Genomic DNA, 11001 nt, shown 5'->3' on the forward strand with positions numbered 1-11001 from the left:
CGCCGCCAGCCCGAGATCAGGGTCGAAATTTGAATATCAGTGATCAGCGTGAAGCCGCCCGGCCGCGGGCCCGCGGCACCGAGCGCTCGGTTGCGCGCCGCGCCGAACTCATCGCCATCGGGCGGAAGTTGTTCGCGGACACCTCCTACGACGCGCTCTCCATGGACGACATCGCCAAGCAGGCGCATGTCGCCAAGGGGCTGATCTACTACTACTTCCAGTCCAAGCGGGGCTACTACCTGGCGATCATCCAGGACTCCGTCGCCGACCTGGTCACCTACGCGGCGAGCGGTCTGGAGATGGAGCAGGTGGACCGCGTCCACCGCACTCTGGACAGCTATCTGCGCTACGCCGAACACAACCAGGCCGCCTACCGTACGGTCGTCAGCGGCGGCGTCGGTTTCGACGCCGAGGTGCACGCCATCCGGGACGGGGTGCGCGAGGCGATCGTGGCGACCATCGCCGAAGGGGCGTACGGCCGTACCGACATCGCCCCGCTGGCCCGCATGGGACTGCTCGCCTGGGTGTGCAGCGTCGAGGGCGCCACCCTCGACTGGATCGACGGCCCGCCCCAGCTCTCCCGCGACACCATGCGCGAGCTGCTGGTGAAGGCGCTCGGCGGCTCGATGCGCGCCATCGAGGAGATGGACCCGAACTACCCCGCGCCCAGGCCCGCCCGCCGGGACGGCTGACGGCAAGGGGCGGAGGCTCGTGGTCCCCCGCCCCAAGTCCTGTGCCGGGCCCGCTAGTTGATCGCCCTGATCAGCTCACCGCCCGAGGTGTCCCCGCTCAGCTCCCAGAAGAAGGTGCCGCCGAGGCCCTGCTGGTTCTTGTACGTCATCTTCGTCGCGATGGTCGCGGGAGTGTCGTAACTCCACCAGTTGTTGCCGCACTTGGCGTACGCCGTGCCGCCGACCGTCCCCGTCGCCGGGCACTTGGTCTTGAGCACCTTGTAGTCGTCGATGCCCTGCTCGTAGGTGCCCGCCGCCGGGCCCGTCGCGGTGCCGCCCGGCGCCGACTGGGTGACGCCGGTCCAGCCGCGGCCGTAGAAGCCGATGCCGAGCAGCAGTTTCGAGGCCGGGATGCCGAGGCCCTTGAGCTTGGCGATCGTCGCCGAGGTGTAGAAGTCGGCCTTCGGGATGCCCGAATAGCTGTTCAGCGCCGAGTGCGGGGCCGTCGGTCCCGCCGCGTCCCAGGCGCCGAAGTAGTCGTACGTCATGGGGTTGTACCAGTCGACGTACTGGGCCGCGCCCGCGTAGTTCGCCGCGTCGATCTTGCCGCCGGCCGTGGCGTCCGCGGTGATCGCGGCGGTGACCAGGGAGCCGCTGCCGAACTTCGCGCGCAGCGCCGCCATCAGGTTCTTGAAGGCCTCCCGGCCGCTGGTGTCACAGGTGTTGCCGCACGCGTTCGGGTACTCCCAGTCGATGTCGATGCCGTCGAAGACACCGGCCCACTTGGAGTTCTTCACCAGGTCGTAGCAGGACTGGGCGAAGGCGGCCGGGTTCCTCGACGCCTCGCCGAACCCGCTCGACCAGGTCCAGCCGCCGAAGGACCACAGGACCTTGAGGCCGGGGTGCTTCTTCTTCAGCTTCAGCAGCTGGTTGAAGTTGCCCCGCAGCGGCTGGTCCCAGGTGTCGGCGACACCGTCCACCGACTCGGCCGCCGTGTAGGCCTTGTCGGTCGCCGCGTAGGCGTCGCCCATCGCGCACTTGCCGCCGGTGACGTTGCCGAAGGCGTAGTTGATGTGGGTCAGCTTCGCCGCCGAGCCGGAGGTCTCGATGTTCTTGACGAAGTACTTGCGGTCGTAGGTGCCCCATTCGGTGAAGTAGCCGACGACCTTGGAGCCGGCCGCCTTCGCGACGGGAGCCTCGGAGGGGGTCGCGGTCGCGCTGGTCGCGCCGGCCAGCAGGCCCGCGCCGAGGACCGCACAACACGCGGCGGAGATCAGCGCCCGGAAACGGGCGCGCTGGGGAAAGTGCATCGGTGTCTCCTCGTGGGGGAGAGGGGAACGCCAGCTGATTGGCATGAACGCGGTAAGGCGTTGCCGGAACAGTAGGAGGACTAGACCACCACGTCAATGGTTCGGACCAATTCCGGTCCGTCCTTCGGGCCGGTTGTCGGAGCTCTGGGCTATCGTGAAGTAAGCGGTCGTTAACCAGTGACCAGGGGTCCCCGATCGGGCATACTCACAGGGCGCAGCCGCTGGTCAGCAGCTTCCGTGACCCGGGAGACGTGAGCAGCGACAGGCGCCCAGTGAGACCCGCGGAGCCGCCCCACCCCACGGCGTGCGCCCGCCAGCGCCCTACAGGGAGGAGAGCGTCGCCATGCCCGACCGCGCCCCGCAGCCGGTGGACCGGCAACTGCCCACGGACGAGGCCCGGGACCTGATCTCGCTCGTCCGCGACATCGCGCAGCACGAGATCGTCCCGCGGGCGGCCGAGGAGGAGGACGCCGGGCACTTCCCGCGCGAGGTCTTCACCCTGCTCTCCCGCACCGGCCTGCTCGGCCTGCCCTACGACTCCGAGCACGGCGGCGCCGACCAGCCCTACGAGGTCTACCTCCAGGTCCTCGAAGAGCTCGCCGCGGCCCGCCTCACCGTCGGCCTCGGCGTCAGCGTGCACACCCTCGCCTCCTACGCGGTCGCCGCCTACGGCACCAAGGAACAGCAGGTCGAGCACCTGCCCGCGATGCTCGGCGGCGGGCTCCTCGGCGCCTACTGCCTCTCGGAGCCCTCCTCCGGCTCCGACGCGGCCTCGCTGCGCACCCGGGCCGTCCGGGACGGCGAGGACTGGGTGATCACCGGCACCAAGGCCTGGATCACCCACGGCGGGGTCGCCGACTTCTACACCGTCATGGCCCGCACCGGCGACGAGGGCCCGCGCGGGATCACCGCGTTCCTGGTCCCCGCCGACGCCCCCGGCGTGAGCGCCGCGGCCCCGGAGAAGAAGATGGGCATGAAGGGCTCACCCACCGCCCAGGTGCACTTCGACGGCGTACGGGTCCCGGACGCGCGGCGCATCGGCGACGAGGGCCAGGGCTTCGCGATCGCCCTGTCCGCGCTGGACTCGGGGCGGCTCGGCATCGCGGCCTGCGCGATCGGACTGGCCCAGGCGGCCCTCGACGAGGCGATCGGCTACGCGACCGGGCGACAGCAGTTCGGCCGGCCGATCGCCGACTTCCAGGGCCTGCGCTTCATGCTCGCCGACATGGCGACCCAGATCGAGGCGGGCCGGGCGCTGTACCTCGCGGCGGCGCGGCTGCGGGACGCCGGGCGGCCCTTCGCCAAGCAGGCGGCCATGGCGAAACTGCACTGCACCGACACCGCGATGAAGGTCACCACCGACGCCGTCCAGGTCCTCGGCGGCTACGGCTACACCGCCGACTTCCCGGCCGAGCGGTACATGCGCGAGGCCAAGGTCCTTCAGATCGTCGAGGGCACCAACCAGATCCAGCGGATGGTCATCGCCCGTCACCTAGCGGGTCCTGAGACCCGCTGAACTGCCCGGGCCTGACCTGCGGCGCCGCGAGCCGGACCCACTCCGGGTCGTGGCGCCCCGGCAGGGTGCGCCCGCCGCTGGCCCAGGTGCGCATCAGATCGCGGTAGATGGGCGGGTCCTGGGGCGGCGGCGGAGCGGGACGGTAGGAAGGCGGAACCGATTCTGCGACCGGCGCGTAGGCAAGGGTCATACCGGGGCAACGCGGAAGCCGACGAGGGGGTCACCGGTCCCGGCAATCGAGCGTGAGTTCACCGGCGTCCGGCCGAACATCTGGCCACTGACGGCGCTCTGACGTACCGTCAGCCCCCACCCCACGGCCAGGCCGGCAGGGAGGTTGACCGTGCCCGACGACCGCCCGGTACCGCTCGACGAGTACCCCGTGCACCAGGTGCCCCTGTCCATGAAGTACGTGGCGACGGGCGACCGCAACGCCTACGACCGCTGCATCTTCCACGTCCTCGACCACGAGGGACGCGCCCTGCTGATCCTCGGGCTCGGGGTGTACCCCAACCTCGGCGTCATCGACGCCTACGCCACCCTGCGCCTCGGCGACACCCTGCACGCGGTGCGCGCCTCGGACGCCCTGCGGGACGACGCCCGGACCGACCTGAGCGTCGGCCCGCTGCGCATCCTCGTCGAACGCCCCCTGCGGGACTTCGTCCTGAGCTGCGAGGCCGCCCCGGACGACCCGGAGGGACTGTCGTACGAGATCAACTGGACCGCCGACTTCCCGGCCCTGTGGGAGCCGCACCACCTCCAGCGACGGGGCGGCCGGCTCACCCTGGAGGGCCGGCGGTTCGTGCAGGCCGGGCACTGCGAGGGCTGGATCCGGGTGGGCGGGCGCGAGATCCGGGTCCAGGGCTGGACCGGGACCCGGGACCGCAGCTGGGGGGTGCGGCCGGTGCCGGGGGAGGAGGGCGGCCGGTTCGCCGAGGAGCACCCGACGGAGGGCTTCCACTGGATCTGGTGCCCGGTCCGCTTCGAGGACCGCTTCCTCATGGTGATCGTCCAGGAGGACGCCGACGGCCACCGCTCGCTGAACGACGCGACCCTGGTCCGCCCCGGCCGGCGCGACCGCCAACTCGGCTGGCCCCAGGCCGAGATCAGCTACCGCAGCGGCACCCGTCACCCGGAGCGCGCCCTCGTCCACCTCGGTGACGTCCGCAAGCCCATGGAACTGGAGGTGGAGGTCCTCACCTCCTCCCCGCTCGCCCTCGGCGCCGGCTATCCACCCGCCGACGACTGGCAGCACGGCACCTGGCAGGGCCGCGACTGGACCGACCGCCGCAGCTACGACCTCTCGCGGGAGCACCCCCTGACCGCGTTCGGCGTCACCGACCACGCCGCCCGCTTCCGGCTGGACGGCCGGACCGGTCACGGCATCTTCGAGCACGGCTCGATCGGCCGGCACGACCCGAGTGGCTTCACGGGGTTCGACTCGGTGGCGCCGTAAGCAAGTTCAGGCAGCGCGAGCGGGATTCCGGTTGCGCGAGACGTGAGTCGCCAGAAGGGAGTCGACCCCATGGCCACAGCACCCCGCCCCCGCACCACCACCCGCGACCCGGAGGAACTCGCCCACCGGCTCACGGCCTGGCTCGGCGCCCGCCTGCCCGGCGCCAAGGCGGTCGGCGTCACCGTCCCCGCCTCCAACGGCCTGTCCAGCGAGACCCTGCTCTTCGACATCGAGCACCCCGAACCACCCCTGCGCTCCTGCGCGTTGCGGCTCGCCGCGGACCCGTCGGCGTACACCGTCTTCCCGGTCTACGACATGGTCCGCCAGTACCGCACGATGAACACCGTCGCCCGCCGAACGGACCTTCCCATCCCCAAGGTCCAGTGGCTGGAGGAGGACCCGGGCCCGCTCGGGGCCCCCTTCTTCGTGATGGAGCGGGTCGAGGGGCGCGTACCGCCGGACGTCATGCCGTACACCTACGAGGGCAACTGGCTGCACGCCGCGAGCGATACCGAACGTGAGCACCTGGAGGCGGCCACGGTAGGACTGCTGGCCCGCCTGCACGACCAAGTCCCTTTGGAGGAAGCCGAGTTCCTGGCCCTGCCCGGCGGGGGAGACGCACTGCGCCGCCATGTCACCGCCCAAAGCGCCTACTACGACTGGGTGGTGGCCGGACTGCCCCGCTCACCCCTCATCGAGCAGGCCTTCGACCGGCTGGAGGAGCTCTGGCCGCGCGAGTCGTGCCCGCCCGTCCTGAACTGGGGCGACGCCCGCATCGGGAACGTCGTCTACGACGGCTTCGACCCCGTCGCCGTACTGGACTGGGAGATGGCGGCCCTGGCCCCGCGTGAGGTGGACCTCGGCTGGACGGTCTACCTGCACCGCTTCTTCCAGGACCTCACGGTCGCCTTCGGGCAGCGCGGACTGCCCGACTTCCTGCGCCGCGACCGCATCGAGGCCCGCTACGCCGAACTCACCGGCCACCCACCGCACGACATGGACTTCTTCACGCTGTACGCCGCGCTGCGGCACGCGATCGTCATGCTGCGCATCGCCTACCGGCAGGTGCACTTCGGTGAAGTGGCACTACCGGCGGACCCGGACACACTGATCCTGCACCACGGCAGCCTGCGGGCCATGGTGCAGGGCAGTTACTGGGACTGAGACCGGGTGAGAGAGCTCAGGCGGCCTGGCGGCGCATCACCGGCACGCGCATGGGGCGCGAACCCGGGCCACCGACGTGCGAGAAGGGCTGGGTCCGCCAGTCGAGCCCCTGGGGGAGCGTCAGCAGCAGGGCGGTGTCCTGCTCCTGAGGCTGCGCCGACTCGTCGGCCGAGCGGGCCTCGGCGGCCCTGCGACCCGTACCGGCGCAGACGGTCAGGCCGAACGGGTTCCACGGCGAGGCGCACAGCGCGTGCTCCGGCAGCACCTCCTCGTCCGCCAGCAGGGCGATGGGCTGCGCGCAGTCCGGGCAGATCACCCGGTACATCTCGAAGGTGTCGTACGCGTCGAACTCGTCGTCGAGAGCGTCGGGTTCGACGCCCTCCGGCTCGGGCTCGACGACTGCCAGGCGCTTGGGCACGGTACGACCAGGGCGCTTAAGACTCTGCATTGGGTTCTCCCCCTCGGGCTGGGCCGTGACGGCACTGCGGCCTCGACCACAGCAAGCACTTCCCGCCCGGTCGTGGAGGTAATCACGAGAACATCACGGAGGCTCCCGCAGGGGTGTGGCCTTCGTCACATGCCTCTCGCAGATGCCCGTGGCGGTCGCTTTGTCCCTCAGGCGGCGCACAGACAACCCCCGGGTCACATCACGAACCGGGCATGACCTGGGCCGCTGAGGTATCCGAGGAGATCAGGCGCACTGTAGGTTCTTGCGCCATGGAGGAGCTGGACCGACAAATCGTGCAGCTGCTCGTCAAGGACGGGCGGATGAGTTACACAGACCTGGGCAAGGCCACGGGCCTGTCCACGTCGGCCGTGCACCAGCGGGTGCGACGGCTGGAGCAGCGCGGTGTCATCCGCGGATACGCCGCGGTGGTCGACCCCGAGGCGGTGGGCCTGCCCATGACGGCCTTCATCTCGGTGAAACCCTTCGATCCCAGCGCCCCCGACGACATCGCGGACCGCCTGAAGGGCGTCCCCGAGATCGAGGCGTGCCACAGCGTGGCGGGCGACGAGAACTACATCCTCAAGGTGCGCGTGGCGACCCCGCACGAACTGGAGGAGCTGCTGGCGAGGCTGAGGAGCCTGGCGGGCGTCTCGACGCGTACGACGGTGGTCCTGTCGACCCCGTACGAGGCCCGCCCACCGCGCATCTGATCAGGCGGGGCCCGCAGCCGTACGGCGGGCGGCCCCTGAAACACTGTCCCCCATGAGTGAACAGCAGACGGTGCTCCTGCGCCGCGGCGAGGTCCACAGCCCCGCCGACCCCTTCGCCACCGCGATGGTCGTCGAGCGCGGACAGGTGGCGTGGGTCGGATCGGAGGGCGCCGCCGACGCCTTCGCGGACGGTGTCGACGAGATCGTGGACCTGGACGGCGCCCTGGTCACCCCCGCGTTCACCGACGCACATGTGCACACCACCGCGACCGGCCTCGCCCGCACCGGCCTCGATCTCTCCGACGCGCCCTCCCTGGCCGCGGCGCTGGATCTCGTACGGGACTTCGCGACCGCCCGCCCTCACGACCGCGTCCTGCTCGGGCACGGCTGGGACGCGGCCCGCTGGCCGGGTGGCCGACCGCCCACGCGCACGGAACTCGACGAAGCGACCGGCGGCCGCCCCCTGTACCTGAGCCGTATCGACGTCCACTCGGCGGTCGTGACGACGGCACTCCTCGACATGACGGCCGTGGGCCCCGTAGACGGACCTCTCACCGCCGACGCCCATCACGCCGTACGCGCTACGGCGCTCGCCTCCGTCTCCCCGGCCCAGCGCACGGAAGCGCAGCGCGCCGCCCTCGCGCACGCGACCTCCCTCGGCATCGGGACCGTTCACGAATGCGCAGGCCCCGAGATCTCCTCGGAGGACGACTTCACCGGCCTGCTGCGCCTCGCGGAGGCGGAGCCCGGTCCACGGGTCGTCGGCTACTGGGCGGAACAGGACGTCGACAAGGCGCGCGAGCTCGGCGCGGTCGGCGCCGCCGGGGACCTCTTCGTGGACGGCGCCCTCGGCTCCCACACCGCCTGCCTGCACGAGCCCTACACCGACGCCGACCACACCGGCACCGCCTACCTGGACACAGCCGCCGTGGCCGCCCATGTCATCGCCTGCACCGAGGCGGGCCTCCAGGCCGGCTTCCACGCCATCGGCGACGCGGCCGTGACCGCCGTGGTCGAGGGTGTCCGCGCCGCCGCGGAGAAGCTCGGCCTCGCCCGGGTCCGCGCCGCCCGGCACCGCGTCGAGCACGCCGAACTGCTCACCCCGGAGGCCATCGCCGCCTTCGCCGAACTCGGTCTGACCGCCTCCGTCCAGCCCGCCTTCGACGCCCTGTGGGGCGGCGAGGACGGCATGTACGCCCGGCGTCTGGGCCAGGAGCGGGCGAGGCGTCTGAACCCCTTCGCGGCCCTCCTGCGGGCCGGTGTGCCGCTCGCCTTCGGCTCCGACAGCCCGGTGACCCCCCTCGACCCGTGGGGCACGGTCCGCGCGGCCGCCTTCCACCGGACCCCCGAGCACCGGGTCTCCGTGCGCGCCGCCTTCACCGCGCACACCCGGGGCGGCTGGCGGGCGATCGGCCGGGACGACGCGGGCGTCCTGGTGCCGGGCGCCCCGGCGGACTACGCGGTGTGGCGTACCGACGAACTGGTCGTGCAGGCCCCCGACGACCGGGTGGCCCGCTGGTCCACCGACCCGCGCTCCGGCACCCCCGGCCTGCCCGACCTGACGCCGGGCCGTGACCTGCCGGTCTGTCTGCGCACGGTGGTCGGCGGACGGACGGTCTTCGTACGGCCGGGCGAGTGATCTCGCGGGGCGGCGCGGCACCCCTCGCCCGCCGCCACCCTGTCGCGCGACCTGCGCATCCTCCCCGCTGACCAGGGCGTTGACGGCGGAGCCGCAGGTCAAACGACTGTTGACAGCCGACGGCAGGGGGCCGGTAGGTTCGGCCGGGTCCACCACCGGACGCCCGACCGCGGAACCTCCGCCCAGTCGTCGCAGCGCCGCTGGGTCAGGGACGGTGTGCCGCACCGGGGCACCGCCACTGGGAGCCAGGCTCAGCGCTCGCGCCACGTCGAGGGAACGTTCCGTCCGGCCGGGGAGGTGTGACCCGGGTGGGGCCCGGGCGCTCAGTAGACAACGGCTTTCGGTCGACCCGCAGCCAGCGGGCCCCAGGTCGGCCCGAAGGGTGCCGGGCCCCCATCCGCAGCAACCGCAGTGGGAGAGTTGCCGTCGGCCGGGGCTGCAATTTCGCCACAGCGGCCGAAAATCGTACTCTTACCCCGCTCTTGTGGAAACGACACCAGCATACGAACGCCTTGTCACGTCATCGCAGGCCGTGCGCACTATGGTGGACGCCTGCGCATTGACTCGAAGGGGCAGCAGTGAACGACGGCGACGGGACCCCCACGGCCCAGGAGAGGCGGTTCGGCCCGCTCGGCACGGCCTTGGTGATCATTCCGACCTACAACGAGGCGGAGAACATCAAGGCGATCGTCGGCCGGGTGCGGGCAGCCGTCCCGGAGGCGCACGTCCTCGTGGCCGACGACAACAGCCCCGACGGCACCGGCAAGCTCGCCGACGAACTGGCCGTCGAGGACGACCAGGTCCACGTCCTGCACCGCAAGGGCAAGGAAGGCCTCGGCGCCGCCTACCTCGCGGGGTTCCGCTGGGGCCTGGAGCAGGGCTACGGCGTCCTGGTCGAGATGGACGCCGACGGCTCCCACCAGCCCGAGGAGCTGCCCCGGCTGCTGACCGCGCTCAAGAGCGCCGACCTGGTGCTCGGCTCGCGCTGGGTGCCCGGTGGCCGGGTCGTGAACTGGCCCAAGTCCCGCGAGTTCATCTCCCGGGGCGGCAGCCTCTACTCCCGGGTCGCGCTCGACCTGCCGCTGCGGGACATCACCGGCGGCTACCGGGCCTTCCGCCGCGAGACCCTCGAAGGCCTCGGCCTGGAGGACGTGGCGTCCCAGGGCTACTGCTTCCAGGTCGACCTGGCCCGCCGTGCGGTCAAGGCCGGCTTCCATGTCGTGGAGGTGCCCATCACCTTCGTCGAGCGTGAACTCGGCGACTCCAAGATGAGCCGCGACATCCTGGTGGAGGCCCTGTGGCGGGTCACCACGTGGGGCGTGGGGGAGCGCGTGGGCAGGATCACCGCACGCGGAAAGCGCGGGGCGAGCCCGCAGCCGTAGTCCTGCGGTCGTTCGGCGGCCCGACGACGGGGGCGGCTCCTCCCCTTATGCCCTTATGCCGTGCTGAGCCGCGCCCAGGCACACTGGAGACATGACGACAGGCGCTTCGACCCCCACCTACCCCGCCCGGCCCCGCCGCTCCCGTGTCCGCACCTTCCTGCCGCTGGGCGTCGCCGCCTGGCTGGTGCTGGAGATCTGGCTGCTGACCCTGGTCGCGGGCGCGGCGAGCGGGTTCGCGGTGTTCCTGCTGCTGGTCGCCGGCTTCGTGCTCGGCTCGGTGGTGATCAAGCGCGCCGGCCGCCGCGCCTTCCGGAACCTGAACGAGGCGCTCCAGCGGGGCGGCGCCCCGTCGAGCTCGGGCAGCAGCGGCAACGGCCTGATGATGCTGGGCGGCCTGCTGCTGATGATCCCCGGCCTGATCTCCGACGCGGTCGGCCTGCTCCTGCTGATCCCGCCGGTCCAGAAGGCCGTCGGCCGCTATGCCGAGCGCACCTTCGACCGCAGGCTCCGCGCAGCGGGCCCGGGCACCCTCGGGGACGCCTTCCAGCAGGCCCGGATGCACCGCCCCGACGGCAAGGTGGTCCAGGGCGAGGTCATCCGCGACACGCAGGACGGGCCGCAGGACACCCCGCGGGACCCGAGGCCGCCCCTGACCCGCTGACCGCCGGGCTGACCGGCGGCGCAAAACCGCGGGCGCCGTACGTGGAG

General features: G+C 71.8%; 10 protein-coding genes. 8 read left to right on the forward strand and 2 right to left on the reverse strand.

The annotated features are described in order from the left end of the window. Positions 1–29: 29 nt before the first annotated feature. Entirely contained in the window at positions 30–692 is a 663-nt protein-coding gene (locus ACFULQ_RS31390) for a TetR/AcrR family transcriptional regulator (protein ID WP_383550449.1), read from the forward strand. Between the two features lie 53 nt (positions 693–745). On the opposite strand, the gene ACFULQ_RS31395 is transcribed toward ACFULQ_RS31390, so the two are convergent. Beyond that, positions 746–1981: a glycoside hydrolase family 18 protein gene (locus ACFULQ_RS31395; protein WP_383550451.1), complete on the reverse strand. Its 1236-nt coding sequence runs from the start codon at positions 1979–1981 to the stop codon at positions 746–748. A gap of 343 nt (positions 1982–2324) precedes the next feature. Between ACFULQ_RS31395 and ACFULQ_RS31400 the strand changes: the two genes are divergently transcribed. The 3 genes from ACFULQ_RS31400 (at position 2325) to ACFULQ_RS31410 (ending at position 6114) form a co-directional block, all read left to right on the forward strand. Beyond that, positions 2325–3497 carry an acyl-CoA dehydrogenase gene (locus ACFULQ_RS31400; protein WP_383550453.1) on the forward strand — a complete coding sequence of 391 codons (1173 nt, stop codon included), beginning with the start codon at positions 2325–2327 and terminating at the stop codon, positions 3495–3497. 340 nt (positions 3498–3837) lie between these two features. Continuing rightward, a complete protein-coding gene (locus ACFULQ_RS31405) occupies positions 3838–4950 on the forward strand; it encodes a hypothetical protein (protein ID WP_383550455.1) in 1113 nt (370 codons plus the stop codon). Between the two features lie 69 nt (positions 4951–5019). Then, positions 5020–6114, forward strand: coding sequence for a phosphotransferase family protein (locus ACFULQ_RS31410; RefSeq protein WP_383550457.1), 1095 nt, complete (start codon positions 5020–5022; stop codon positions 6112–6114). Positions 6115–6130: 16 nt separating this feature from the next. On the opposite strand, the gene ACFULQ_RS31415 is transcribed toward ACFULQ_RS31410, so the two are convergent. Then, positions 6131–6562, reverse strand: a complete 432-nt coding sequence (locus ACFULQ_RS31415) for a hypothetical protein (protein ID WP_383550459.1) — start codon at positions 6560–6562, stop codon at positions 6131–6133. Between the two features lie 269 nt (positions 6563–6831). On the opposite strand from ACFULQ_RS31415, the gene ACFULQ_RS31420 reads away from it, so the two are divergent. The 4 genes from ACFULQ_RS31420 to fxsA all read left to right on the forward strand — a co-directional run bounded on the left by ACFULQ_RS31420 (position 6832) and on the right by fxsA (position 10954). Next, positions 6832–7272, forward strand: coding sequence for an Lrp/AsnC family transcriptional regulator (locus tag ACFULQ_RS31420; protein WP_037714765.1), 441 nt, complete (start codon positions 6832–6834; stop codon positions 7270–7272). A gap of 52 nt (positions 7273–7324) precedes the next feature. After that, a complete protein-coding gene (locus ACFULQ_RS31425) occupies positions 7325–8911 on the forward strand; it encodes an amidohydrolase (protein WP_383550461.1) in 1587 nt (528 codons plus the stop codon). A 578-nt stretch (positions 8912–9489) separates the two neighbouring features. Beyond that, the gene (locus tag ACFULQ_RS31430; protein ID WP_383550463.1) at positions 9490–10293 is read left to right on the forward strand and encodes a polyprenol monophosphomannose synthase; all 804 of its coding nucleotides are present in this window, start codon (positions 9490–9492) and stop codon (positions 10291–10293) included. A gap of 91 nt (positions 10294–10384) precedes the next feature. Continuing rightward, positions 10385–10954, forward strand: coding sequence for an FxsA family membrane protein (gene fxsA, locus ACFULQ_RS31435; RefSeq protein ID WP_383550465.1), 570 nt, complete (start codon positions 10385–10387; stop codon positions 10952–10954). Positions 10955–11001 lie beyond the last annotated feature (47 nt).

The sequence above is a fragment of the Streptomyces sp. NPDC057253 genome (genome assembly GCF_042669125.1).
GTDB lineage: Bacteria > Actinomycetota > Actinomycetes > Streptomycetales > Streptomycetaceae > Streptomyces.